The organism is Aeromonas sp. FDAARGOS 1411, from assembly GCF_019047125.1.
Taxonomy (GTDB): Bacteria; Pseudomonadota; Gammaproteobacteria; order Enterobacterales; family Aeromonadaceae; genus Aeromonas; species Aeromonas veronii.
In genome coordinates this window covers 3,953,082-3,978,603 of the sequence record NZ_CP077214.1, presented here as the reverse complement: position 1 = coordinate 3,978,603, position 25,522 = coordinate 3,953,082, and the positions used below count along the sequence as shown (strand labels likewise).

Sequence of the window (25,522 nt, the reverse complement as noted above, 5' to 3'; positions counted from 1 at the left end):
CGCCATCCCGTTACAAAACGTAACTACTCAACAGTGTGATTCACACTAATAGAATCAATTGGTTGTAACCTAGCAGTAAGAATTTTAGCGTGCCATCACAACCCCTGTAACGACGAGCCACCATGCGTATTTCCAGTATCGAGTGCGGGCGGGTACTGGCCATTCTGGCCGTGATGACCATTCACGTATCTCCCTTCGCCAACCCCTTCAATCCCACCCTGTGGGGAAGCGGATCCTGGCTCTGGCTGAGCGGCACCATCAACCAGTTATGCCGCTTTGCCGTGCCGCTGTTTTTCCTCTGTGCCGGTTACTTTCTGCAGCCGAGACTGAGTCGCGAGGCGCCGCTGACCGTTACCTGGCGCTACTGCCGCCCCTTGCTGCTGCTCTGGCTGGTGTGGAGTCTGGTCTACCTGCTGGTGCCGTTCAATCCGCTTGATGCCGTGCAGCAAGGCTATCTGGCCTCCCTGCGCGGGCAGTGGCAATTCCAGCTCGGCGACCCCCTCAATGGCTGGCTGGTGGGCGGCATGATCCACCTCTGGTTCCTGCCTGCCCTGATCATGGCGGTGACCCTGCTGGCACTCTGCTACCGGCTTGGCAGACCAGCGCTCGCCCTCTGGCTGGGTCTTGGCCTCTACCTGCTGGCGCTGCTGGGGGGCTCCTATGCCAAGCCGCTGCTGGGCGCCGAGTGGCCACTGCTCACCCGTAACGGCCCCTTCTTCTCCCTGCTGTTTGTGGCGCTCGGGGCCCTGTTGCGCCAGCGTCAGTGGCAGCCCGATGCCCGCACCGGCTGGCAACTGCTGCTGGCGGGCGTGACGCTCTATGGCTGTGAAGCCTGGGCGCTGCAGCACTTTGCCGCAGTGCCGCTCACCCGCCACGACTTCCTGCTCGGCTCCCTTCCCTGGGCTCTCGGCCTGTTTGGACTGCTGCTGGCCAACCCCGAGTGGGGCAAGGGCAGCTGGCTTGAACGTCAGGCCCCCAAAGTGCTCGGGATCTACTGCCTGCACATGATGCTGGTGGTCTGGCTCTTCGTATTCGGCCCGCAAGGCGCATCCATCCTGTGGGAGATCGCCAAGGTGCCGCTGCTGCTGGGATCGTCTCTGCTTGCCTATCGCCTGCTGGCGGCCCAACCCCTCACCCGCCGGCTGTTGCGCACCCACTGAGTCCGATATCCGGCCCGTCCTATCGGGCCGGATGCCTCTTCACGTTTAGCCCCTTTCTCTTCCGCTACACCCTTTTTGCTCTCGCTTCATTACCGCAGTTTGCTGCAATGGTTCTACTTTTGAGCCGCGCTTCCCCAACCGTAAAACCTGCCACCACAACCCCCCTCTATTTTCACCTTGCCAGACAAATGAAAATCAATATCATTGACATCCCGCTTAAGCGGGTCAGGCTAATTATAATTAAATCAATATGTTCGAGCCGTCAGGTCGACATCCAAAGAGTCAATATTGAATATGCAGCACCCTCACTTTCGCAGAACGCTGGTCTCGCTGGCACTGCTGGGCACCGGCTTCACTGCCCAGGCCACCGATGAAACCATGACAGTGGTTGGCAAACGCTCCCAGCATCAGGAAGTTGCCACCGCAACCCGTACCAATACGCCAGCCAAGCTGGTGCCCCAGACCATCGACAGCGTCAAGGTCAGCGAGCTGACCGCCTTCGGCCAACCGACGCTGAGTGAAGCCCTGAGCGGCATTCCCGGGGTCAATGCCAGCGGTGATACCCGCTTCGACGGGGTCAATATCCGCGGCTTCAGCGCCAGCAACGACTTCTATCTCGATGGGTTCCGCGACGACATGCAGTACACCCGGGATCTCGGCAACATCGAGCGGGTGGAAGTGCTCAAGGGCCCGGCTGCCGTGCTCTACGGCCGCGGTAGCACGGGGGGCATCGTCAACCGGGTCAGCAAAAAGCCGCAAAAAGGGCAGGAGTCCAGCGTCACCGCCCGGGTCGGCAGCTTTGACAGCCAGCGGCTGGCCGCCGACCTCAATGGCGAGGCGAGTGAGCAGGTGCAACTGCGCCTCAGCATGGCGCAAGAGGACAAAGATAGCTTCCGCAACGGCGTGAAGAGCAAGCGCACCCTGCTGGCCCCTTCCGCCAACTGGGAGATCAGCGACAACCTCAACTGGTTGGTGCAGTACGAACGCAACGAACATGACCGCACCCCGGATCGCGGCATTCCCGGGGTCAATGGCCGTCCGGCCGATGTGCCGCGAGAGTATGTTTACAGCGATACCAGCCGCGACTTCATCGATGACGTGGCGCAATCCACCCGCTCCCGCCTCTCCTGGGATATCAACGATCAGTGGCAGTTGCGCCAGCAGCTCGGGTACTCCACCCTCGACAGCCAGTTTGACAACACCTATGTCACCAGCGTCAAAGGGGATCAGGTGACCCGCTCCCGCTGGCAGCAGGATCTGAAAGCGAAGAACCTGATCAGCAACACCGAGGCCGAAGGTCTGTTCCAGACCGGCCCGGTGGAACATCGCCTGCTGGCCGGCTTCGAGCAGAACTGGCAGGAGCGCACACCCAAGCTCTACCAGAACGCCACCGCCATCCCGTCCGGCAACCTCTACGACCCGGGCTCACTGCCTACCTACAATGGCGCCATGAAGCTCTCCAGCGACGCCAAACACAAGGTGCGCGGCAATGGCCTCTATCTGCAGGATCAGCTCAGCCTGGGTGACTGGCATCTGGTGGGCGGGCTGCGCCGTGACGACTTCACCGTCACCAGTCGCCGCTACGACCTCAACAAGGAGGAGAGCGTCTCGGTCAACAGCCTGAGCCCGCGCCTTGGTCTGGTGTGGAATCCCCTTGAGGATCACGCCTTCTACACCTCCTACAGCAAGACCTTCACTCCGGTGGGCGGCGAGCTGATCGGCATCACCCCGGGCGACAAAAACAACGGGCTGGAACCCCAGAACACCCGCCTCTACGAAGGTGGGGTGAAGAGTGACTGGCTGAACGGCAAGCTGGCGACCACTCTCTCCCTCTATCGACTGGAGATGTACAACAAGCGCACCAAGGATCCGCTGGACCCCACCAAGGTGATCCTCACCGGCTTGCAGCGTACCGAGGGGATCGAGCTGAGCGCCCGCGCCGAGCTGACCGACGAGATCTACCTGCGTGGCGGCTTCGCCATTCAGGATGCGGAGCAGGTCAAGGCGGATGCGGATCTGCAGGGCAAGCGCCCGATGAACGTCTCCCGCCAGAATGGCCAGTTCTATCTCGGCTACAAGAGTGGTGAGCAGGGCTGGTTCGGTGAAACCGGCGTGACGGCGGTGGGCGATCGCTTCGCCGACAACGCCAACACCACCACACTGCCCGGTTACGCCCGCTTCGATGCGCGCGCCGGTTATCGCTGGCAGCAGTGGGAAGCCGAGCTGAGCGCCGAGAACCTGACCGACCACGAGTACTTCGTCAGCGCCACCAGTGCCAACCAGATCATGCCGGGCACACCCCGTCAGCTGAGTCTGACCGGAACCTACCGTTTCTGATCTCTGTGACAACCACCCCGACTGGCCAGCCCTTGCTGGCCAGTTTTTTATGAAGCAACCACGATGAAACGCAGAAGAGTTCCCCTTCACAACAACAAATGGGTACGCCGCCTCCATGCCTGGGCCGGTTTTTTTACCCTCGCCCTGATGCTGATGTACGGCATCACCGGTCTCTGGCTGCAACACCGTGCCGTGTTGCCCATCCCCGGCCCCCACACCGACAAATCGAGTGAAAAGATAGTGCTGGAGGCGCCACTCGCCAGCCCGGAGCAGCTGAAAAGCCTGCTGCAACAGCGCTATCCCGATACCTTTGCCGACGGGCGAACCATGATCACCCCGGCCCAGACCCTGCCCACCCCGAACGGCCTGCTCATCCTGCCCGCCAAGTGGGAAATGCGCGGCGTCACCCTCAGCCAGAGCGTGGCTGCCAGCTATGTTGAGGGTACCCTGCTGGTACGTACCGACCTGCAACTGGCCAACTTTGCCGCCAGCCTCAACCGGCTGCACCGCGGCATGGGCACCGGCCTCGGCTGGCAGCTGTTTGGCGATATCGCCGCCCTGGCCCTGCTGCTGCTCGCCCTCACCAGCCTGTTTATGTGGACCAAGCTGCACGGCACACCCAGAGCCATCATCGCGCTGACGCTCGCAGGCACCCTCGGTACCCTGCTGTTTGCCCTGCTGGGATAGTGCGGCAACCATGTTCTGATGCAGCAAGGTTTGGAAAAAACCGCAATAGAAACAGGCCGCTGGCGGTGATGCCGTCAGCGGCCACATCAAGAAAAGGAAATAACGGAGAGCGGAAAAAGAGAAGGGATACCAAGAGGTAACGGGAAGTACTGCCTGCTCAGCAGCAACGCACCAATGCGCAGGAACGCCAAAAAGCAAAAGGCCATAATTGCTGATGGCCTTTTGTCATGAATTTGATGGTGCCCGGGGTCGGACTCGAACCGACACGGTTATTCACCGGCGGATTTTGAATCCGCTGCGTCTACCGATTTCGCCACCCGGGCAACTGCGAGGGATTATACGAATGGCGCGATGCCATGCAAGGTGTTTTTCGATTGAACACTCCCGTTTGTTCATTTATTCAACGCCTTGCCGATGCGGGGCCAGTTACATAGAATGCCGCCATCATCTTAATGGAATAAAAACGATGGCCAAGCCTAAAAAAGTCCAACAAAAATCCCCCTCTCCCGCCACTCAGCCATACCCGTCAGCGGGTCTGCTGCGTCGCCTCGGCGCCCTCATCTATGATGCGCTGGTGGTGACTTCGCTGCTGATCATCGCCGGCTTTATCGGCATGGGTGTCGCCAAGCTGTTGCTGATCACCGGCATGGCAAGCGTACCGGCGGGTGAAGATACCGTCTGGTTGCTGACCCGCCACCACCTGAGCCTGATCTACACCCTGTGGCTCGCCTTCGTCATCTGTGGTTTCTACACCTGGTTCTGGACCCGCGCTGGCCAGACCGTCGGCATGCGCGCCTGGCGGCTGCGCATTCAGAACGAGGATGGCAGCCACATCCGCGTTACCCAGGCGCTGATCCGTCTCGCCACCGCCGCCTTTGGTCTGGGCAACCTGATGTGCCTGTTCAACCGCCAGCGTCCGCGGGCGTTTCAGGATATCTGGGCCGAGTGCGAAGTGATCGTGCTGAGCACACAGGAGAATCTGGAATTGCTGAACAAGTAATACCAGGTCAATGCAGCAACGAAAGAGGGCACCAACAGGTGCCCTCTTTGCATTTCCTCATAACCTCATGCGGATTACTGCTTGCGGCTGAGGATGTAGAAGGAGATGCCGCCAAACAGCAGGCTGGGTGCGATAGCCGCCAGAATGGGCGGTACCGCATAGACCAGACTGATGGGGCCAAACACCCGATCGCTCACATAGACGGCGAAGCCGGTCATGATCCCCATCAGCATCCGTGCCCCCATGCTCACCGAACGCAACGGGCCGAAGATGAAGGAGGAGGCCAGCAGGATCATCGCCACCACCGAGAGCGGTGACAGCAGTTTGCGCCACATCTCCAGCTTGTAGCGACCGGCATCCTGCTTGTTGGCATCGAGATAGCCGATGTAGTCGAGCAGACCGGAGACCGAGAGGTTCTCGGGGTCGATACTTACCACCCCCAGCTGCTTGGGCGTCAACTCTGAGCTCCACTCCATCTTGTCATGCTGCTCGCTGCGGATCTGCGCGGGATCGTCGAAGCGGGTAACCTGGGTCTGCTTGAGCAGCCAGTGGTGGCGCTCGAACACCCCCTCCTGCGCCTGCACCACGTCGATCAGCTTGCGCTCGGGGGTGAAGCGATAGAGGGTGATGCCGGTGAGGGCGCCATCGTTACGCACCCCGTTGATATTGACGAAGTTGTTGCCATCGCGAGCCCACACCCCGTAGGCGGAAACCGTCAGACGACCTTCGGACAGCGCGCCCGCCTTGATGTCATCTGCCATCCGCTTGGCGATGGGGGCCACATATTCCCCCATCAACCCCACCATGATCATCAGCGGGATCGCCGTCTTGAGCGCCGCCATCACGATACTGATCTTGGAGCGACCCGCCGCCTGCATCACCACCAGCTCGGAGCTGGTCGCCAGCTGACCCAGACCAATCAGGCCACCCAGCAGCGCGGCCAGCGGGAAGAAGAGCACCGCCTCCTTGGGCATGGAGAGCAGCACATAGTAGAGGGCGTTGATCATGTCGTAGTTGCCGTCACCGACCGACTTGAGCTGCTCCACATATTTGATGAGCGCCGCCAGACCAACCAGCGTGATTTCACACAGCAGGATCGACATAAAGATGACCCTACCGATATATCTATCGAGAATGCCAAACATCAGCAGAAGTTCCTATGTTGCAGCATCATGCTGATTTTCTGTTGAAATAGCGCCCTTTCACCCCGTTCCACCAGCTGGTGCCCTGCAGATTGAGGGGCAGGCCGATAAACAGCAGGTAACCGAGCGGCACCAGGAACATCCCCGGCCAGTAGGTCAGCCGACCGCTGTCGATGGCCGAACGGGCGGCGCTGAGCAGCAGGAAGTAGGAGAGATAGAGCATGATGGCCGGCAGCAGCTTGGCGTAGCGCCCCTGACGGGGGTTGACCCGCGCCAGCGGTACCACCAGCAGGGTGAGCACCGGAATGGAGAGGGGCAGCGAGATACGCCACTGCAATTCCGCCATCATGGCGTTGTCCTGGGTACCGAACAGTTCCATGGTCGGCTTGGCCGCCGCCTTGCGGTTGGAACGCTCCATCTCTTGTTGGCGGATAACCAGACCATATTCGCGAAAATCGGAGATCTGGAACTGCTTGCCGGAGAAGTTCCCCTCGTAGCGGGAGCCATCCATCAGGGTCAGCCACTGCAGGCCGTTCTCATCGACCGTCACCACCCCTTCGGTCGCCACCACCACCGAGGGAGGATTGTTCCCCTCCGCCCGCTGCAGCACGAAGATCTTTTGCAGTTTTGAGCCGTTGTCGTTCAAATCCTGGATATAGGCAACCAGACGCCCCTTGTCGAGCTCCATAAAGCGGCCAGCCTGCAGGAAGGAGATACCCGGATCCGACTTGAACTCGTCGATCACCTGATACTCGCGCTCCTTGGCCTGCGGGGCGATCCAGCCAGTGTTGAACGCCGCAACCACCGCCGTCAGCAAGGCAAGCAACATGGCGCTGCGCATCACAAAACGGTGGCTGAAGCCGACCGCATGCATCACCGTCATCTCGCTTTCGGCGTAGAGGCGACCATGGGCAAACAAAATGGCTAAAAAGAGACTGATAGGCAGCATCAACAGCGCCATATTGGGCAAGTTGAGCAGCAGCAGGGTGGAGACCAGACGTGTCGGCACCTCGCCATCGGCGGCGTCACCGATGATCTTGATAAATTGTTGGCTGACAAAGATAAGCAGCAATACGAATAACACTGCCAGCTGGGTTTTCAGGGTTTCCCTGAACAAATATCGGAAAACGATCACAGTCATTCCCAAGTAAACTTGTGTTTTTAGTCGAATGCCTGAAAAATAGGGCCGTATATTGGATTTTTACCAGTTTGAACTGCGGAGCCTGTGGCTGTTCGCTCCGCCTCTGATACCCCAACAAGCACCGCATTATTCAATAAAAGGTGCCTTTTGTCTTTAGGATGTAGGAGATTCCATGGAGTTCAGTGTAAAGAGTGGCAGTCCAGAGAAGCAACGGAGCGCCTGCGTCGTAGTCGGCGTATTTGAGCCTCGTCGCCTCTCTCCGGTTGCCGAACAACTGGACAAGATCAGCGATGGCTATATCAGTTCGCTGCTGCGCCGTGGCGACCTGGAAGGGAAACCAGGCCAGATGCTGCTGCTGCATCAAGTACCGGGCGTGCTCAGCGAGCGCGTACTGTTGGTCGGATGCGGCAAGGAGCGGGAACTCGACGAACGCCAGTACAAGCAGATCATCAACAAGACCATCACCACCCTGAACGAAACCGGCTCCATGGAAGCGGTCTGCTTCCTCACCGAGCTGCACGTCAAGGGTCGGGATACCTATTGGAAGGTGCGCCAGGCGGTAGAAACCACCAAGGCGGGCCTCTACAGCTTCGATCAGTTCAAGACCAACAAGGCCGAGCCACGTCGCCCGCTGCGCAAGCTGGTATTCAACGTGCCGACGCGTCGGGAACTGACCATTGGTGAAAAAGCCATCGCTCACGGTCTGGCCGTGGCCAAGGGTGTGCGGGTCTGCCGCGACGTGGCGAACATGCCGCCCAACGTCTGCAACCCGGCCTATCTGGCCTCCCAGGCCCGTCGTCTGGCCGATGCCTACGACAACATCACCACCAAGGTGGTGGGCGAGCAGGAGATGGCCGAGCTCGGCATGAACTCCTATCTGGCGGTGGCCCGCGGCTCCGACAACGAAGCCATGATGGCCATCATCGAATACAAGGGTCATCCGGATGCCAAGCCCATCGTGCTCGTCGGCAAGGGTCTGACCTTTGACTCCGGCGGCATCTCCATCAAACCGGCCGACGGCATGGACGAGATGAAGTACGACATGGGTGGCGCCGCCTCCGTGCTCGGTACCATGCATGCGCTGGCCCAGCTGCAACTGCCGATCAACGTCATCGGCGTGCTGGCAGGCTGCGAGAACATGCCGGGCGGCAACGCCTATCGTCCGGGTGACATCCTCACCTCCATGTCCGGCCAGACCATCGAAGTGCTCAACACCGATGCGGAAGGTCGCCTGGTGCTATGTGATGCACTGACCTATGTGGACCGCTTCGATCCGGAAACCGTGATCGACGTGGCGACCCTGACCGGTGCCTGCGTCATCGCGCTGGGCCACCACACCTCGGGTCTGCTGGCCAACCACAACCCGCTGGCCCACGAGCTGCTCAACGCCTCCGAGCAGGCGGGTGATCGCGCCTGGCGTCTGCCGCTGTTTGACGAGTATCAGGAGCAGATCGACAGCCCGTTCGCCGACATGGCCAACATCGGTGGTCGTCCGGCCGGTACCATCACCGCGGCCGCCTTCTTGTCACGCTTCACCAAGAAGTACAACTGGGCCCACCTGGATATCGCCGGGACTGCCTGGAAGAGTGGCAAGGATAAAGGCTCCACCGGTCGTCCGGTGCCCCTGCTGACCCAGTTCCTGCTGAACCGGGCTGGCGTGGATATCGAAGAGAAAGAGTAACTCTCCGGCCCCTGCCGATGGCTGCATCGGAAGGGTTGGCGTTACCCTGAACAACAAGGAAGAGGCCCGCCTCTTCCTTGTTTCATTCTTGAATCAGTGAGCTGCGGACGGGAAACGCCCCGTCAGCCTCATGAGGCGGTCAACAGTCCGTCACCGCAAAACGGGATCAACCTGATGAGCCAAGTGACCTTTTACCTGATGAGCAAACAGGATGACGCGCAGGCTTCTGCGGTCGAGCGACTGGCCTGCACTCTTGCGGCCGAGTCGTGGGGGGCGGGCCATATCTACCTGTTCTGCAACGATGAGGCCCAGGCCCTGCGTCTGGACGAGCTGTTGTGGCAACTGCCACCGGAGCGCTTCGTACCGCACCAGCTGCAAGGCGAAAGCGGCATGGCCCCAGTGGAGATCGGCTATCAGCCACCGAAACGGCGCTACGCCCGCCTCATCAATCTGGCCACTGCGACACCTTTGTTTGCAGGACACTTCGCTCAAGTGGTAGATTTTGTCCCCACTGACGAAACACAAAAGCAGCAAGCCCGCGAGCGCTACAAGCACTATCGCCAGGCAGGCCATACCCTCGAAATGAGGGATCAGCCCGTCCTTGCCGCACCGGATCCGGCGCAGCCCTGACTGCAACCAATTGATCCATAAAGAATCAACACCAGACTCCATCCATCCAGATTACGGCGAGACCATGGAAAAGACTTTTAATCACAACGCCATCGAACAGGCGCTCTATCAGCACTGGGAAGCCCAGGGTTACTTCAAGCCCCACGGCGACACCAGCAAAGACTCCTTCTGCATCATGATCCCGCCGCCGAACGTCACCGGCAGCCTGCACATGGGTCACGCCTTCCAGCAAACCCTGATGGATACCCTGATCCGCTACAACCGCATGCAGGGCAAGAACACCCTGTGGCAGGCTGGTACCGACCACGCCGGTATCGCCACCCAGATGGTGGTTGAGCGCAAGATCGCCGCAGAAGAGGGCAAAACTCGCCACGATTACGGCCGTGATGCCTTCATCGACAAGATTTGGCAGTGGAAGGAAGAGTCCGGTGGCACCATCACCCGCCAGATGCGCCGTCTGGGCGACTCCGTAGATTGGGAGCGCGAGCGCTTCACCATGGATGAGGGTCTCTCCGCCGCCGTGCAGGAAGTGTTTGTTCGTCTCTACGAAGATGGCCTGATGTACCGCGGCAAGCGTCTGGTGAACTGGGATCCGAAACTCAACACCGCCATCTCCGATCTGGAAGTGGAGAACCGCGAGATCAAGGGTCACATGTGGCACCTGCGCTATCCGCTGGCCAACGGCGCCAAGACCGCCGAAGGCAAGGATTACCTGATCGTCGCCACCACCCGTCCGGAGACCATGCTGGGCGATACCGCCGTGGCCGTGAACCCGGAAGACCCGCGTTACAAGGCGCTGATCGGCCAGCACATCCTGCTGCCGCTGGTGAACCGCCTGATCCCCATCGTCGCCGACGAACACGCCGACATGGAGAAGGGCACCGGTTGCGTGAAGATCACCCCGGCCCACGACTTCAACGATAACGAAGTGGGCAAGCGCCACAGCCTGCCGATGATCAACATCTTCACTCTGGACGCCCACGTGCGTGCCGAGGCCGAAGTGGTCGACACCAACGGCAACCCGAGCACTGCCTACGACGCCGCCCTGCCGGCCGAGTTCGCCGGTCTGGAGCGCTTCGCCGCCCGTAAAGCGATTCTGGCCAAGCTTGAAGAGCTGGGTCTGCTGGACGAGATCAAGGATCACGTGCTGCAACAGCCTTACGGCGATCGCGGTGGCGTGCCCATCGAGCCGATGCTGACCGACCAGTGGTACGTGCGCGTGGCACCGATGGCCAAGACCGCCATCGAGGCGGTGGAAGATGGCCGCATCCAGTTCGTGCCCAAACAGTACGAAAACATGTACTTCTCCTGGATGCGCGACATTCAGGACTGGTGCGTCTCCCGTCAGCTGTGGTGGGGTCACCGCATCCCGGCATGGTATGACGATGCCGGCAACGTCTACGTTGGCCGCAGCGAAGACGAAGTGCGCGCCAAGCACAGCATCCCGGCCGTAACCGTACTGCGTCAGGACGAAGACGTGCTCGACACCTGGTTCAGCTCCGCTCTGTGGACCTTCTCCACTCTGGGCTGGCCGAACAACACCGAGGCACTCAAGACCTTCCACCCGACCGACGTGCTGATGAGCGGCTTCGACATCATCTTCTTCTGGATTGCCCGGATGATCATGATGACCATGCACTTCATCAAGGACGAAAACGGCCAGCCGCAAGTCCCGTTCAAGACCGTCTACATCACCGGCCTTATCCGTGACGAAGAGGGCCAGAAGATGTCCAAGTCCAAGGGCAACGTGCTGGACCCCCTCGACATGATCGACGGTATCTCGCTGGAAGATCTGCTGGAGAAGCGCACCGGCAACATGATGCAGCCGCAGATGGCCGAGAAGATCGCCAAGCGTACCGCCAAGCAGTTCCCGGAAGGGATCGATGCCCACGGTACCGATGCCCTGCGCTTCACGCTGGCCGCGCTGGCCTCTACCGGTCGTGATATCAACTGGGACATGAAGCGCCTGGACGGCTACAACAACTTCTGCAACAAGCTGTGGAACGCCTCCCGCTATGTGCTGATGAACACCGAAGATCAGGATTGCGGCTTCAACGGCGGCGAGATGCAGTTCAGTCTGGCGGATCGCTGGATCCAGTCCCAGCTGCAAGTGGCCATCCGTGACTTCCGTACCGCCCTCGATACCTATCGCTTCGACATCGCGGCTGGCGTGCTGTACGAATTTATCTGGAACCAGTTCTGTGACTGGTATCTGGAGCTGACCAAGCCGGTGCTGACCAAGGGTTCCGAGGCCGAGCAGCGCGCTGCCCGCCACACCCTCGTCAGCGTCCTCGAGACCCTGCTGCGTCTGGCACACCCGATCATCCCGTTCATCACCGAGACCATCTGGAAATCGGTCGCGCCGCTGGCTGGAGTGCACGCCGACACCATCATGATTCAGGCCTTCCCGGAGTTCGACGCCGCCAAGGTGGACGAAGCCGCGATGGCGGATCAGGAGTGGGTGAAGGAGTTCATCGTCAGCATCCGCAACATCCGCGCCGAGATGAACGTGGCACCGAGCGTGCCCCTGAACGTGCTGCTCCAGTGCGATGCCAAGGATGCCCAGCGCGCCGCTGACAACGAGGCCTTCCTCAAGTCGCTGGCCCGTCTGGAATCCATCCGTGTACTGGCGAACGGTGAAACCGCCCCGCTGTCAGTGAAGAAGCTGATCGGCGCTACCGAACTGATGATCCCGATGGCCGGTCTCATCGACAAGGATGCCGAACTGGCCCGTCTGGCCAAAGAGGTTGCCCGTCTGGTGGGCGAGTGCGGCCGTATCGAAGGCAAACTCGGCAACGAAGCGTTCGTCGCCAAGGCGCCGGAAGCGGTCATCGCCAAAGAGCGCGAGAAGCTGGAAGATTACCGTCTCCAGCTGACCAAGCTGGAAGCCCAGCAGGCCGAGATCGCCGCGCTGTAAGCACCGCCCCAACCGATACAACAAAGCCCCCTGCCAAGGGGGCTTTTTCATATCCGCGCTTCCCTCTTCAGCTCACCAGCAGCCAGCCGCAAAAACCGAGATAGAGCAGACCGACCAGCCCCAGCCGCTCGGCGGTCATGGTTCCCTTTCTGAACCCCCACCAGAGCAACCCGACCGCCAACAGCGTCACCAGCGAGGAGGCCATCATGGCGCCATCCAGCAACCAGGGGGTAAAGAGCAAGCAGAACGCCTTGGGGATAGTGCCCTGGATCATCATGGCCCCGGAGATATTGGCCAGCGCCAGCCGGTTCTTGCCCTGCCGCACCCAGATCAGCACGTTCATCAGCTCCGGCATCTCGGTCGCCACCGGACTCAACAGCAGGGCAGCCAGCACTGGCGAGAGGCCAAACAGTTCGCCCATGCTCTCCAGCTGATGAACAAACAGCTGTGCCGCCAGCGCCACCACCACTAACGCAGCCAGCGTCTGCAACAGCACCTTGCCAAGAGGCGGGATCCCGGCATTTGGAGCCAGCTTGAGGGGCTCCGGTAATTCGACCTCGTGGCTGTCGCTCTGCTTCAGCTCGCGCCTTACATAGACGAGGTAGACCAGCAGGAAGAGCGGGGCCAGCCAGCTCTTGCCGGTGAAGGCGACCAGCCCCAGCGCGGTCGCCACCAGAAAGATGCCCATAAACCAGCGCTGATCCCGGCCAATCTCGCGCTGCACCTCGCCATCGATGGCCCGTTCGGTACGCCCCATGCAAAGCAGCAGGGTGAGGCCGACTGCCGCATAGCCGATGGTCGCCAACACCAGCGGCCCGCCAAGGGCGGCGCCAATGCCGATCTCCAGCTGGGCGGTTGTGTTGCCCATCAGCAGAGCGGTCAGGGTCACGATACACTCGGGTAGCGCCGTACCCAGTGCCGCCAGCAGCGAACCGGTGGCGCTTTGGGAGAGTTTGAAGTGGTGGCCGGTCCACTCGATGCCGTTGACGAAGTATTCGCAGGCAAGGTAGATGGTGACCGCAGAGACGAGAAATAACAGCAGGGTAATCAACATAATAGATACCGCCAGGCGAGCAGAATAACCGATGGACCCGACATGGCTCGCCCGGCTGGCGTGCATATCGAGGCCAAAGGTCTTGCAGAGCGATAGTGCCTATCGCCGCCCATGCCATGGATGCGAGGATCCAAGAGTGTTGACATGGGCCCGGCCCGGAATGCGGGCGGGTTGCTACTCCCCAATGACTGAGGAGACGTTTTAGCAACTCGACCACCGCCTCACAAGGCAAATTAATGACAACTCATTCAATAAGTTGTAAGGGAATGTAACCTCGCCAGTCCCTCCCCCCCACCGCTATTGCGCTGTTGGCACACCGATTGCTGTAGGTAGTTCACTATCCACAACAGTTTGGGAAGGATGAACAATGAAACGGTGGATCCAACATTTCTATCAACTGAACCGCCTCAATTGGCTGATGGTCTGGTTGTTGCTCTGCTGCAGCATCATTCTGCTGTTTCCGGCCGGGCTGATGAAAGGGGCCGTCAGCCAGTGGGCTGCGGATCATGCGGCCTGGCTGGGGGTCGGCATGCTGATCGCCATCTCCTACTTCTGCAGTCAGGGCTTCCTGATCGCCTGGGAGTGGGCATGCGAAGAGTGGCAGGCGCGCCGTCAGCAGGACCAGCTGGCCCAGATGATCGGCTTCCTCGACTTCAACGAGAAGGCGGTGCTGCGCGAGTTCGTGCTGCAGCGTAAAAGCGTCATAAACTTGCCGATCACCGAGCCCGCCGTCAAAAACCTGATGGATGCCGGCGTCCTCACCTACGCCTACGGCAAGCCGACCCGGGAGAAGGATGACGAGAACCAGATCCGCGCCCTGATGATCGCCCTGCCCGCCCGACCGCTGCTCACCTACAAGGTGCTGGGGCTGTCGCGCGGCAAGATGAGCGACGAGCAGGTGGAGCAGATCATGAACGCCCGTCCCAAGTTCGCCCAGAAGGGGTTCCAGCGCTAACCGCCGCCCTATCCGCCAGATGCAAAAGAGCCGGACACTGTCCGGCTCTCTCGTTTCTGCGCAACGCTCTGTACCATCCCTTCCGTCTTGCTTCGTCCTACCCCTTGAGGCTGGAGCAAAAGCTGACATCGTCCTGCACCGGATCATCGCTCATGCTGTGATAGAGCTCGAAGCAGGGACCATTGCCAAACTCCAGCCCGGCAGCAACGATGTCGCCTATATGCTCCTGCCAACGCGGGCCATACTGACTGCGGTCGGTAATAAGATAACGGGACTGGGCGTAACGACCGGCGGGAATAAGCTGGATCTCGACCGCTCCCATCCCCACCGTCCCTGTAGGCACCGTCACCCCGATGTCAGTGCGACACTGGGCTGGCGGGGTCACCTCAGGGTTATCGTGATAGATGAAGATCCACTCCCCACCTTCCAGACCGCGGGCGCTGGCCCACTGATGCAGCTGGCTGCAGACGGGGTCATACCCCTCGCCATAGGGGCCGGTGACACGCATATAGGCCAGAGTGCGGGCGTCCATCTCGATGGTTTTCATGGTATTGCTCCTTGCTGATGAGTGACCCTCAGCATAAGGATTAAGCTGCACAAGTGCGTGTCCATCCTTGCTCATCAAGTGTCCATTCTTGCTCTTGTCGCGGCGAAACTCTCCCGGCGTGCAACCATAGTAACGGCGAAATACCTTGGCAAACGCCTGCGAGCTGGCGAGCCCCGCCCCCAACGCAATGGCCGTGACACTGGCATCGGTATAGCAGAGCTGCCAAGCAGCCCGCTGGATGCGCAGACGACGACACATCTCCCCGGGCGTCTCCCCCGCCACAGCCGTAAACACCCGGTGAAAATGGTAGAAAGACAAGCAGGCACTGCTCGCCAGCGTTTCGATGGAGAGATCGGGATTCTGCTCCAGCGCCCGGATCACCGGGCGCAATCTGGCCTGATAGTCGACCATGCCGTTAGCGACTGACGCTCCCCGCGACTCTGGCCATATAGAGCGCATCCACATAACGCCCTTGGCGGAAGGCATAGTCACGGGCGCGCCCCTCCTCGGTAAAACCGAACTTGCGATAGAGCGCCTGTGCGGCCTCATTGTCGGTATAGACGGTCAGCTCAATCCGGTGCAGGTTGAGCCAGTTATCGGCCAGATCCAGCGCCGCGGCCATCAGGGCAGAGCCAACCCCCTTGCCTGCCCAGTCATCCCGCACTCCCATGCCAATACCGGCCACATGCTTGCGTCTCGGATTAGGCTCAACCAGCAGCGATAGCTGGCCTACCAGCAGGCCGTCAACCTCGGCCACTAGTGCCACCACGCTGTCGCTCTCCAACCGCTTCTGCCACTGGCTAAGGGGTGGCATAGGCAGGTGCAAAGTGCCCGTCTGGGCATTGGGCATGGAGTATAGATCCCGCAAGGCGGGGGCATCGGCGGGTTCGGCATGACGGATAGTAATCTGCATATGAAGCTCCTTCTCGAAGCCACCATCATGCAATATCCGGCGCGGTTACACATCCCCTACCCACACCCATTTGTCTTGCCTATCAAAGGACGAGGAAAGGCCCATTGGCCGAGCACGGCGCAGATCCGTAGGCTGACCCCATATCAACAAGGAGAGAAGCCATGACTGAGAAGACCCTGCACAGCGCCAACGGCGCCCCCGTCGTCGACAACAACAACAGCCTCACCGCTGGTCCGCGCGGCCCCATCCTGATGCAAGACATCTGGTTGATGGAGAAACTCGCCCACTTCGACCGCGAGCGCATTCCCGAGCGGGTGGTTCACGCTAAGGGCTCGGGCGCCTACGGCACCTTTACCGTGACCCACGACATCAGCCAGTTCAGCAAGGCCGATCTGTTCAGCGCCATCGGCAAGCAGACGCCTGTATTCCTGCGCTTCTCCACCGTGGCCGGTGAGAAGGGCGCCGCCGATGCCGAACGCGATGTGCGCGGCTTCGCCCTCAAGTTCTATACCGAGCAGGGCAACTGGGATCTGGTGGGCAACAACACCCCAGTCTTTTTCATCCGCGATCCGCTGAAATTCCCTGACTTCATCCACACCCAGAAGCGGGATCCGCGCACCAACCTGCGCAGCGCCACTGCCGCCTGGGACTTCTGGTCACGCCATCCGGAATCCCTGCATCAGGTCACCATACTGTTCAGCGATCGCGGCATCCCCAAGAGCCTGCGGGAGATGAACGGCTACGGCAGCCACACCTTCAGCTTTATCAACGATGCCAACGAGCGCTTCTGGGTCAAGTTCCACTTCAAGACCGAGCAGGGCCACAGCTTCTACACCGATGAAGAGGCAGCCACCGCCGTCGGGCAGGATCGGGAGACCAGTCAGGCGGATCTGTTCAATGCCATCGAGCGGGGCGACTTCCCGCGCTGGAAGGTCTATGTGCAGGTGATGCCGGAGGCCGAAGCCCAGACTTACAACATCCACCCGTTCGACCTCACCAAGGTGTGGCCGCACAGCGACTACCCGCTGATCCCGGTGGGCGTGCTGGAGCTCAACCAGAACCCGGACAACTACTTCGCCCATGTGGAGCAGGCCGCCTTTACCCCGGCCAACGTGGTCCCCGGTATCGGCTTCTCGCCGGATCGCATGTTGCAAGGGCGACTCTTCTCCTACGGTGACACCCAGCGCTATCGCCTTGGCGTCAACCACGGTCTGCTGCCGGTCAACGCCCCGCGCTGCCCGTTCCATCACGGCGCCCATCGTGACGGTGCAATGCGGGCAGACAGCAATGGTGGCGCCAGCCCCAACTATCAGCCGAACCGTTTCGGTAGCCAACAACCGAGCGAGCAGCACGAACCGGCGCTGAGTCTGGAAGGGGCTGCCCTGCACTACGACTTCCGTGACTACGACAGCGACTACTACAGCCAGCCGGGCAACCTGTTCCGCATCATGGACGAGGGACAGCGTTCGCGGCTCGCCGCCAACCTGGCCCGCTCCCTTATCAATGTGGAGGATGACGCCATCGTCGCGGCCCAGCTCAAACACTTCGAGCAAGCCGACCCCGAGTACGCCAAACGAGTCGAACTGGCACTGGCAGCCTTGCAGCGCTAAGTCGCAAGCAGGAAAAATCTGCAAAAGCAAAACGGGGGCCTGATGGCCCCCGTTTTCTATGGCGAGCAAGCTCGCTCAGAGAGCAGGCTCCTGCACGGCCTGCCACCGCAACGCGTTCGCCTCGTGCTCTTTGACAAAGGCATTCTTGCCCGCACAGTAGCGCTCGATATCGTGCTGACAGCTCGCGGCTACCGCCTGCTTTAACTCGGCGTATTCCCGACATACCGCAGGGTGGGTCCTTAGATAGTCACGAAAGGCCAGATGGCGATGCACATGGTCATCCCCTTGCAAGAAGGCGTGGATCTGGTGGGTTCTCTCATCACCCCCCTTGCGAAAATAGCGGCGGCGCGCAATCCCGCACTCCCCCATCGCCTCATAGCCCAGCGCCTCCAGCTGACCGTTCTGCTCATCGAGCCGCTCCAGCGATGATACCTCCAGCATGATGTCGATGATGGGCTTGGCGGCCAAACCGACGACAGAGGTACTGCCGATATGGTGGACAGCTAGCAAGCAGTTATCCAGCGCACTGCGTAATTGAACCTCTTCAGCTACAAAGCTGGCTGGCCATTGGGGGTTGTAGGAGACAACGTCGACTCTCACAGTTTCAGCTCTCTGGATAGTTGCCGATGGCATCGGGCAACAGGGTATGCGATGGGTGGACAAGATAACCAGACGGCAAATTGCCAACAACAAAAACGGAGCCAGAGGCTCCGTTTTTCAATGCTGTATCAATCCCGGACGGAACGCGCTTCGCGCTCTCCCCGCTCCCTTGCCAACAAGCGTTTGTACCACCAGCTACTGCGACGACGTTGTGCATTGGAAGAGCGACGAGCCATTTCTTAGGTTCCAGCCAAGAGAAGAAAGGAGCTGCATTATGCGACAGGGATCACGTCCATGTCTTTAGCTGGATCAAGAAAAGCCTCACTGACCCACGGAAATCGTCTTCTGATTTTTTGCTCCCCGGGTGGCAGGCAACACCACCGCAGGAGAGCGCCAGGCCAACGGGCCATTGCTCTCGAGGTCGTTCTGCGGGCCGCACTCCAGCCAGATATCTCCCTGCAGAATGCGGGCCCCTTCGGAATATTTCTGATCGGCAAACCAGCAGACCCGCTCGGGCAATGAGCCCAGCGGCAACACCAGCTCGGGACTGGCAGACTCGCCCACCACAGTGGTTTTGGACGCGGCCAGAGCAGGGGCGAGCCAGAGGGAGGCCAGCAGGCAGAGCAGTACATTTTTCATGAGAGGGATCCTGTTGCGATGGGGGCACTCTCGAAGAGTCGACCAGCCCCGGGGTTTACTTGACTGACAATCATACTGCCTGCTGGCATTGTGGAACCAATATGGTAGCCTGCCAGCGCCTGCGGGCAGTCTCTCGCTGCCACGCGCAAACTTCCGGTGAATTTGTCACGTCCTGACAAAATATAACCTTATTTATCAAATCGTTATTTGGATATTATCCCAATGCGTATCATGCCGTTGCTTCAGGCGGCCTGCCTGAGCCTGATGTTGTCCGCCTGCGTTGCCCCATTGCTGATGATGAGCCCCACCAGCCAGCTGATGTGGGCCCTGCTCAAGCCGCTGGTCGGCTTTGACCCGAACGAGGTCAATCTGTTCGAACAACCCCTGATCAAGGATCGGATGACCGCCATCCTTGGCCCCAATTACGACAGCACCATGCAGTTGCTCAAGACTGCCGACAAGTTACAGCAGGAGGGGCCGCTTTTCTATGTGGTCTCCGAGTATGCGCCGGTGCCGGATATCGCCAAGCAGGCGGGGATGGTGTGGAACTCGCAAACCAACCAGATGTCGGTATTGCTGCAAAAAGGGGATGGCACCACCCAGACCTTTGGCGAAAATCTGGCGGGCACGGCACCGACCTGGCCAACCGCCATGCAGGGCTGGCAGGCACCCACCAGCCAGCTCACCCCGGCGGCCAATGCCCTGACCGGTACGGCAACCAGTCAGAGTGGCGCCTCCCCCTTCTCCCTTGGCAGCGCGCTGGGCACAGTGACTCGCGGCGTCACCGGCTCGCTGACCAACAGCGCAAGTCAGGCTATCAGCGGCGCAGCCGCCAACGCCACAGGGCAGGCAACTCAAGCGGTGAGCCAAAGCGCGACCGATCTGACCCGTAGTGCAACCACCGCAGTCACTGCGCCAGCCAAGCAGGCGCTGAGCAGTGCCGCTGCGACTGCAACTCAAGAAGCGACCAAGGCCGTTGCTGCTCCGGCCAAGCAAGCCGTCAACAACGCCGCTGCGACCGCGACCCAAGAAGCCACCAAGGCCGTTGCCGCTCCGGCCAAACAGACAGTCAGCAGTGCCGCCGCTACCGTGACGCAAGAGGCAACCAAGGCTGTTGCCGCTCCGGCCAAGCAAGCCGTCAGCAGCGCCGCAGCAACCGCGACGCAAGAAGCCACCAAGGCTGTTGCCGTTCCTGCCAAACAAGCCGTCAGCAGTGCCGCTGCGACCGCGACGCAAGAAGCCACCAAAGCCCTTGCCGCGCCTGCCAAACAGGCAGTCAGCAGTGCCACTGCAACCGTGACGCAAGAGGCAACCAAGGCTGTTGCCGTTCCTGCCAAACAGGCAGTCAGCAGTGCCACAGCTACCGTGACACAAGAAGCGACCAAGGCCGTTGCAGAACCAGCCCGGCAGGCCGTCAGTGCCGCATCCCATACGGCCGGAGAGAGCGTCGCCGATGCCGCCAGAGCGGCGGAAGCCAAGGCTCGCGCCAAGGCAGAGGCGGAGATGGAAGCCCTGCTGAAATAAACCGACAGGCCACCGCAAGGTGGCCTGTTTTTTATCCCGCTACCGGATCATGACGTTATGGAAAAGGCCACATAGACTGTTAGGTAACTACCCGCACAAGGAGTGCATCATGCGTCGTCTGCTCCCTGCTCTCGCTTCTCTCGCCCTGTTTATCGCGCTCCCGGCTCTGGCACTTATCTACTATTCGGAGCAGAACATGCCGCTCAATGGCCATGATAAAAATGGTCAGCCTGTGGGGTTGGCGGTCGAGTTGCTGCGCCTGATGTGGCGTGAAATGGGGGAGCCTGAGCACCCCATCCACTTTCTGCCCTGGGCCCGCGGCTGGTATCTGCTGACCCAGCAGCAAGAGGCCGTGCTCTTTACCACGGCGCACACCAAGGAGCGGGATCCCCACTTCCTCTGGGTCTGCCCCATCAGCCACTCCAGGGTCGCGCTGGTCGGCCGCAAGCAGGATGCCCCCAAAGTGGCCAGCAAAGCGGATCTCGCCAAGCTGCAGATTGGTGTAATGCAGGCAGATGTCGGGGAGCAGTTGCTGCTCAACCGCGGGATCAGCCCGGGCAATATGATGTCGGTGGAGCGCATGGATCAGGTGGTGCGCCAGCTCATCATGGCACGCACCGATCTGGTGGCGGGCAACGAGGTGATGCTGCGCCATCAGGCCAAAGAGCTGGGTTTCCCCAGCGAGGATTTTGTCACCGTCGCGATTATTGAAGAACAGGATAACTGCTTCGCCTTCAACCTGAGGGCAGACAAGCAACAGGTTGCCCGCCTGCAACAGGCGCTGGACAAGGTCAGACAGGGGGATGAATACAAGCAGCTGATGAAGCGCTACCAGTTGCTCAGTATCCTGCCCGAAACCACTCCCACCATCCCGCGCCTCGAGTAACCCCGGCCCGCCCTATGGTGGGCTCTCTCTATCTCCCGCCGATGACGCCTGTGATGCCTCCACCGGCGCCGTAATGAGGTGGTTCAGAAAGAGATTGAACAGCTCGGCCCGCGAGCCGAGTCGCAGCTTGCCATAGAGATGCTTGCGGTGATTCTTCACCGTGCCGCTGCCAATCCCGAGCGCTGCGGCAATCGCCTCCGTATCCAGTCCCTGCAGCAGCAACTCCGCCACCTGCCGCTCGCGCCGGGTGAGCAGATCCCCCCCGACACTCGTCATCGCCTGCTCCACCGCACTCCGGAGGCTGGCGCTATCTGGCATCGCCGCGCTCTGGGCCAGCAGCGGCGAGCTCTGTTGCCACTGCTGACGACAGAGCGAATGCACCAGCGGGAACAGCTGCTCCAGCCTTGCCTGCTCGTCACGGCTGAGGGTACTGCGCTTGTCGAGTCGCCCCAGAAACAGCATCAGCGTCAGCCCATCCCGCACCGGCAGGATCAGCCCCACCTCCTCCTGCCAGCCGGTGGCCTGATAGAAGTGGTGGCGATATTCGGGATCGAGCCGCCCTTGGGAGACCTGCGCCAGGGTCCAGACGCCGGCAGGCAAGCCCTGTTCCAGCGCCTGCATAAAGGGATCCTGACTGAAGTGGCTGGTGAGGTAGCGATCAAACAGCAGAGCCCGCTGATGGTTGAGGTTGTCGTAGAGGTAGACGGGGCGCTGCCCCACCCCGAGCAGCAGGGCACAATCAAACGCCACCTGCTGCTGGATCAGCCGCACCAGCGCCGCCGCAAAGGCGCTGCTGTGCAGGGCATCGACCACCCCGGTCATGCTGCGGGTCAAGGCATCTCTGGTGAATGGCTGGGTCATGGTGGCACGTTTCCGGTGACGGGGAGCGATTCCCCGCTATGGCTGAATGCTAGCACGAGAGTGGCAAAACTGTCCCTCAGGGGACATATCCGCCACCAGCCAGAACAGCGAGGATGACGACTTTTCCCCCTGCTGTTGGAGAACCCATGATCAACCCCCACCTGCTCGATGAGCTGACTGAGCGCGGCCTTGTGGCCCAGAATTCCGACCCGGCGGCCCTGGCCGATCATCTTGCCACCCCGCGCACCGTCTATTGCGGGTTCGATCCCACCGCCGGCAGCCTGCATATCGGTCATCTGGTGCCGCTCTTGATGCTGCGCCGCTTCCAGCTGGCGGGCCACACCCCGGTGGCACTGGTGGGCGGGGCAACCGGCCTTATCGGCGATCCCAGCTTCAAGGCGACCGAGCGCAGCCTCAACAGTGCCGATACCGTGCAGGGTTGGGTCGCCAGCCTGTCTGCCCAAATCAGGGCGCTGCTGCCCGCCGATGAGGGCCTGTCAGCCCCGCAACTGGTCAACAATGGCGACTGGATGGGGCAGATGTCCGCCCTCGATTTTCTGCGGGATATCGGCAAGCACTTCTCGGTCAATGCCATGCTGGCGCGGGAGTCGGTGCGCCAGCGGCTGGCCCGTCCGGATCAGGGCATCTCGTTCACCGAGTTCTCCTACGCTCTGCTGCAATCCTACGACTTTGCAGTGCTGCACCAGCGGCTCGGCTGTACCCTGCAGATTGGCGGCAACGACCAGTGGGGCAATATCACCAGCGGCATGGATCTCACCCGTCGCCTCCATCAGGCTCAGGTGCACGGCATGACCCTGCCCCTTATCACCAAGGCAGACGGCACCAAGTTCGGCAAGACCGAGGGTGGCGCGGTCTGGCTCGATCCGGCGCTCACCTCCCCTTACGCCTTCTACCAGTTCTGGCTCGGCACCGCGGATGAGGATGTCTACCGCTTCCTGCGCTACTACAGCTTTATGTCGCTGAGCGAGATTGATGCACTGGAGGCGGAAGACGCGAAGCGGCAGGGGCGAAAGCAGGCCCAGCAGGTGCTGGCGAACGAGCTGACCGAGCTGGTACACGGCAAGGCTGCGCTGGCGGCGGTGCAGCGCATCAGCGAGCTGCTGTTTAGCGGCGATGTGGCCCGCCTCGGCGAGAGCGATCTGGCCCAGCTGGCGCAGGATGGCATGCCGAGCAGCACCGTCAGCGGCGAGACTGATCTGGTCAGCCTGCTGGTCAGCTGCGGTCTGGCGAACTCCAAACGCATCGCCCGCGAACTGCTGGCGGCGGGCGCCATCAGCCTCAATGGTGTGCTCAAGCAGGATGATCAGCTGAGTGCCACTGATCGGCTGTTTGGCCGCTACCTGCTGCTGCGCCGGGGCAAGAAGCAGTATCACCTGGTGGCGTGGCAATAAGCCGCAGGGCGGGGAGCACCGCTTCCCCGCCCGCATCCTGAATCCCTTTTGAATCCCGAGTTGCGATCCCCCTCACAGCCTCTCCCGTCAGCAGCCACCATACTGGCACCGGCGAACATGGAGTACGCCACACAATCTGTTCCTCACGATTCAACAAGGATGCTGATGATGAAGAGATGGCTTCTGGTGCTGTTCTGCACTCTGCCCATGCTGGCACACGCCAGCGGATACACCCAGACCCGCTACCCCATAGTGCTGGTGCACGGCCTGTTCGGTTTCGACAAGCTACTCGGGGTCGATTACTTCTACGGCATTCCCCAGGCCCTGAGCCGGGATGGTGCCAAAGTCTACGTGGCTCAGGTATCGGCCACCGCCAGTTCGGAGCAACGGGGCGAACAGCTGCTCGCCCAGGTTGAGCTGCTGCTGGCTGCCACCGGCGCCGAGAAGGTCAACCTCATCGGCCACTCCCACGGCGGCCCCACCATCCGCTATGTCGCCTCGGTCGCCCCCGAGCTGGTCGCCTCCGCCACCAGCGTCGGCGGGGTCAACTACGGCTCAGAGATCGCCGATCTGGTGCGGGCCAATGCCGCCCCCGGCAGCGCCGCCGAGAAACTGGCTGCCGCCGCGGCCCACGCCCTCTCCGGCATGATTTCACTGCTCTCGGGCGGGAGCCAGCTGCCGCAAGCTCCGGTCGCCGCCCTCGATGCCCTCACCAGCAAGGGAGCCAGCCAGTTCAACCAGCGCTACCCGGAGGGATTGCCCAGCCGCTATTGCGGTGAGGGGCCGATGCAGGCGACCAACGGCGTCTACTACTTCTCCTGGAGCGGGCGCGGCAACCTGACCAATCTGCTGGATCCGGTGGATCCGGCGCTGGCGCTGACCGGCGCCTTCTTCAAGGAGCCCAATGACGGACTGGTCGGGGTCTGCAGCAGCCATCTCGGCAAGGTGATCGGCACCGGCTACCGGATGAACCATCTGGACGAAGTGAACCAGTCCTTCGGTATCCACCATCTGTTCGAGACCGATCCGGTCACCCTCTATCGCCAGCATGCCAACCGTCTCAAGGAGCTGGGACTATGAAGATAGCCACCCTGCTCGTCGTGCCCTGCACCATCACCCTGCTGCTTGGCGGGGTGTTGCTCTGGCCCACGGCTCCGACGGCAGACTCATCCCCCGCTCAAGCCAGCCAGCATGCACAGAGCCACCCGCACGATCCCGAGCAGGAGGCCGCCGATGCCCTGCAGGCGCGCTATCGCACCTTTGTCTCCGCCCAGAGCAGCCTGACGGTACCCACCGAGATCTCCCTCGCCAGCCTGCAGATCCTGTTTGACGAGCGGGAGCAGCTGCGCCAGCAGAGCTTTACCCCGGCGGAGCAGGCCCAGCTGTTTGCCGAGGATCGGCTGATGGAGCAGCTGACCCTGCGCCACAGGGCGCTGGCGGAGGCAAGAGACAGCGACAAGTCGCAGCTGGCCAGCGAGCTGGATCTCTGGCTGGCGGAGCAACCGGACTGGTTTCGCGAGGCGGAGGCCAACAGCCGTCTGCTTGAGGAGTTGCAAGAGCTGGCGCAGATGGAGCCAGCCAAACGGGAGGCTCTGCTGCTGGAGACAGGGGGGCCGGAAGCGGTGGATCGGATGCGCCAGCTGGAGCAGAACCGGCAAGGGTTCGAGGAGCAGCTCAGCGGCTTTCTGGCCGAGCTCAGACAACTGCCGAACGAGACCCGGGCCGAACAGCAGCAGGAACTGCTGGCACGCTGGTTCGAGCCCGGACAGTGGCGCCGGGTCGAGGCACTCACCCGGCTCAAGCTGGGGGAGCCACACACCGAATGA

The 25,522-nt window shown here is 61.1% G+C and carries 22 protein-coding genes, 1 tRNA gene and 1 riboswitch; of the genes, 14 read left to right on the top strand and 9 right to left on the bottom strand.

The annotated features are described in order from the left end of the window. Positions 1-122: 122 nt before the first annotated feature. From I6L41_RS18050 to I6L41_RS18040, 3 genes are all read left to right on the top strand, one after another. Positions 123-1,160 carry an acyltransferase gene (locus I6L41_RS18050; RefSeq protein ID WP_204382478.1) on the top strand — a complete coding sequence of 346 codons (1,038 nt, stop codon included), beginning with the start codon at positions 123-125 and terminating at the stop codon, positions 1,158-1,160. Positions 1,161-1,454: 294 nt separating this feature from the next. Continuing rightward, positions 1,455-3,497 carry a TonB-dependent siderophore receptor gene (locus tag I6L41_RS18045; RefSeq protein WP_216960453.1) on the top strand — a complete coding sequence of 681 codons (2,043 nt, stop codon included), beginning with the start codon at positions 1,455-1,457 and terminating at the stop codon, positions 3,495-3,497. Between the two features lie 63 nt (positions 3,498-3,560). Next, the gene (locus tag I6L41_RS18040; protein ID WP_216960450.1) at positions 3,561-4,184 is read left to right on the top strand and encodes a PepSY-associated TM helix domain-containing protein; all 624 of its coding nucleotides are present in this window, start codon (positions 3,561-3,563) and stop codon (positions 4,182-4,184) included. Positions 4,185-4,421: 237 nt separating this feature from the next. Here the strand turns inward: I6L41_RS18040 and I6L41_RS18035 are convergent. Then, positions 4,422-4,507, bottom strand: a tRNA-Leu gene (locus tag I6L41_RS18035). A gap of 143 nt (positions 4,508-4,650) precedes the next feature. On the opposite strand from I6L41_RS18035, the gene I6L41_RS18030 reads away from it, so the two are divergent. Beyond that, positions 4,651-5,184 (top strand): RDD family protein, encoded by a 534-nt coding sequence (locus I6L41_RS18030; protein ID WP_216960446.1) that lies wholly within the window; start codon positions 4,651-4,653, stop codon positions 5,182-5,184. Between the two features lie 74 nt (positions 5,185-5,258). Here I6L41_RS18030 and lptG read toward each other — a convergent pair whose 3' ends face one another. Both lptG and lptF read right to left on the bottom strand, forming a co-directional pair. Further along, positions 5,259-6,329, bottom strand: coding sequence for an LPS export ABC transporter permease LptG (gene lptG / locus I6L41_RS18025; protein WP_021231808.1), 1,071 nt, complete (start codon positions 6,327-6,329; stop codon positions 5,259-5,261). Between the two features lie 25 nt (positions 6,330-6,354). After that, positions 6,355-7,467 (bottom strand): LPS export ABC transporter permease LptF, encoded by a 1,113-nt coding sequence (lptF, locus tag I6L41_RS18020; RefSeq protein WP_216960444.1) that lies wholly within the window; start codon positions 7,465-7,467, stop codon positions 6,355-6,357. A gap of 172 nt (positions 7,468-7,639) precedes the next feature. On the opposite strand from lptF, the gene pepA reads away from it, so the two are divergent. The 3 genes from pepA (at position 7,640) to I6L41_RS18005 (ending at position 12,695) form a co-directional block, all read left to right on the top strand. Continuing rightward, complete coding sequence (gene pepA / locus I6L41_RS18015; RefSeq protein WP_005336423.1) at positions 7,640-9,148, top strand: leucyl aminopeptidase; 1,509 nt, start codon at positions 7,640-7,642, stop codon at positions 9,146-9,148. A 174-nt stretch (positions 9,149-9,322) separates the two neighbouring features. Continuing rightward, positions 9,323-9,778, top strand: coding sequence for a DNA polymerase III subunit chi (locus I6L41_RS18010; protein ID WP_216960441.1), 456 nt, complete (start codon positions 9,323-9,325; stop codon positions 9,776-9,778). Positions 9,779-9,842: 64 nt separating this feature from the next. After that, entirely contained in the window at positions 9,843-12,695 is a 2,853-nt protein-coding gene (locus tag I6L41_RS18005; protein ID WP_216960437.1) for a valine--tRNA ligase, read from the top strand. A 67-nt stretch (positions 12,696-12,762) separates the two neighbouring features. On the opposite strand, the gene I6L41_RS18000 is transcribed toward I6L41_RS18005, so the two are convergent. Continuing rightward, the gene (locus I6L41_RS18000) at positions 12,763-13,749 is read right to left on the bottom strand and encodes a sodium:calcium antiporter (protein ID WP_216960434.1); all 987 of its coding nucleotides are present in this window, start codon (positions 13,747-13,749) and stop codon (positions 12,763-12,765) included. A gap of 88 nt (positions 13,750-13,837) precedes the next feature. Further along, positions 13,838-13,944: riboswitch (yybP-ykoY riboswitch) on the bottom strand. Between the two features lie 172 nt (positions 13,945-14,116). On the opposite strand from I6L41_RS18000, the gene I6L41_RS17995 reads away from it, so the two are divergent. Beyond that, complete coding sequence (locus I6L41_RS17995) at positions 14,117-14,704, top strand: superinfection exclusion B family protein (RefSeq protein WP_005336432.1); 588 nt, start codon at positions 14,117-14,119, stop codon at positions 14,702-14,704. 97 nt (positions 14,705-14,801) lie between these two features. Here I6L41_RS17995 and I6L41_RS17990 read toward each other — a convergent pair whose 3' ends face one another. Both I6L41_RS17990 and I6L41_RS17985 read right to left on the bottom strand, forming a co-directional pair. Then, on the bottom strand, positions 14,802-15,662 hold the full coding sequence (locus I6L41_RS17990; RefSeq protein WP_216964003.1) for a GyrI-like domain-containing protein: 861 nt from the start codon (positions 15,660-15,662) through the stop codon (positions 14,802-14,804). A 4-nt stretch (positions 15,663-15,666) separates the two neighbouring features. Further along, positions 15,667-16,164: a GNAT family N-acetyltransferase gene (locus I6L41_RS17985; RefSeq protein WP_216960430.1), complete on the bottom strand. Its 498-nt coding sequence runs from the start codon at positions 16,162-16,164 to the stop codon at positions 15,667-15,669. Positions 16,165-16,325: 161 nt separating this feature from the next. On the opposite strand from I6L41_RS17985, the gene I6L41_RS17980 reads away from it, so the two are divergent. Next, on the top strand, positions 16,326-17,774 hold the full coding sequence (locus I6L41_RS17980; RefSeq protein WP_216960427.1) for a catalase: 1,449 nt from the start codon (positions 16,326-16,328) through the stop codon (positions 17,772-17,774). A gap of 75 nt (positions 17,775-17,849) precedes the next feature. Here the strand turns inward: I6L41_RS17980 and I6L41_RS17975 are convergent, their stop codons facing one another. Together I6L41_RS17975 and I6L41_RS17970 are read right to left on the bottom strand one after the other, a co-directional pair. Continuing rightward, positions 17,850-18,374, bottom strand: a complete 525-nt coding sequence (locus I6L41_RS17975) for a GrpB family protein (protein WP_245095644.1) — start codon at positions 18,372-18,374, stop codon at positions 17,850-17,852. Between the two features lie 321 nt (positions 18,375-18,695). Beyond that, a complete protein-coding gene (locus I6L41_RS17970) occupies positions 18,696-19,013 on the bottom strand; it encodes a DUF1496 domain-containing protein (RefSeq protein WP_069528514.1) in 318 nt (105 codons plus the stop codon). 222 nt (positions 19,014-19,235) lie between these two features. Here I6L41_RS17970 and I6L41_RS17965 point away from each other — a divergent pair, with 222 nt between their 5' ends. Together I6L41_RS17965 and I6L41_RS17960 are read left to right on the top strand one after the other, a co-directional pair. Beyond that, positions 19,236-20,537, top strand: a complete 1,302-nt coding sequence (locus I6L41_RS17965; protein ID WP_216960421.1) for a hypothetical protein — start codon at positions 19,236-19,238, stop codon at positions 20,535-20,537. A 109-nt stretch (positions 20,538-20,646) separates the two neighbouring features. After that, on the top strand, positions 20,647-21,423 hold the full coding sequence (locus tag I6L41_RS17960) for an ABC transporter substrate-binding protein (protein ID WP_216960419.1): 777 nt from the start codon (positions 20,647-20,649) through the stop codon (positions 21,421-21,423). 12 nt (positions 21,424-21,435) lie between these two features. Here I6L41_RS17960 and I6L41_RS17955 read toward each other — a convergent pair whose 3' ends face one another. Further along, complete coding sequence (locus tag I6L41_RS17955) at positions 21,436-22,284, bottom strand: helix-turn-helix transcriptional regulator (protein WP_216960416.1); 849 nt, start codon at positions 22,282-22,284, stop codon at positions 21,436-21,438. Between the two features lie 146 nt (positions 22,285-22,430). Here I6L41_RS17955 and tyrS point away from each other — a divergent pair, with 146 nt between their 5' ends. The 3 genes from tyrS to I6L41_RS17940 all read left to right on the top strand — a co-directional run bounded on the left by tyrS (position 22,431) and on the right by I6L41_RS17940 (position 25,522). Further along, positions 22,431-23,696: a tyrosine--tRNA ligase gene (gene tyrS / locus I6L41_RS17950; protein WP_216960413.1), complete on the top strand. Its 1,266-nt coding sequence runs from the start codon at positions 22,431-22,433 to the stop codon at positions 23,694-23,696. A gap of 168 nt (positions 23,697-23,864) precedes the next feature. Next, on the top strand, positions 23,865-24,776 hold the full coding sequence (locus I6L41_RS17945) for a triacylglycerol lipase (protein WP_216964001.1): 912 nt from the start codon (positions 23,865-23,867) through the stop codon (positions 24,774-24,776). Then, a complete protein-coding gene (locus I6L41_RS17940; protein WP_216960410.1) occupies positions 24,773-25,522 on the top strand; it encodes a lipase secretion chaperone in 750 nt (249 codons plus the stop codon). Before I6L41_RS17945 ends, I6L41_RS17940 begins: the two co-directional genes overlap by 4 nt.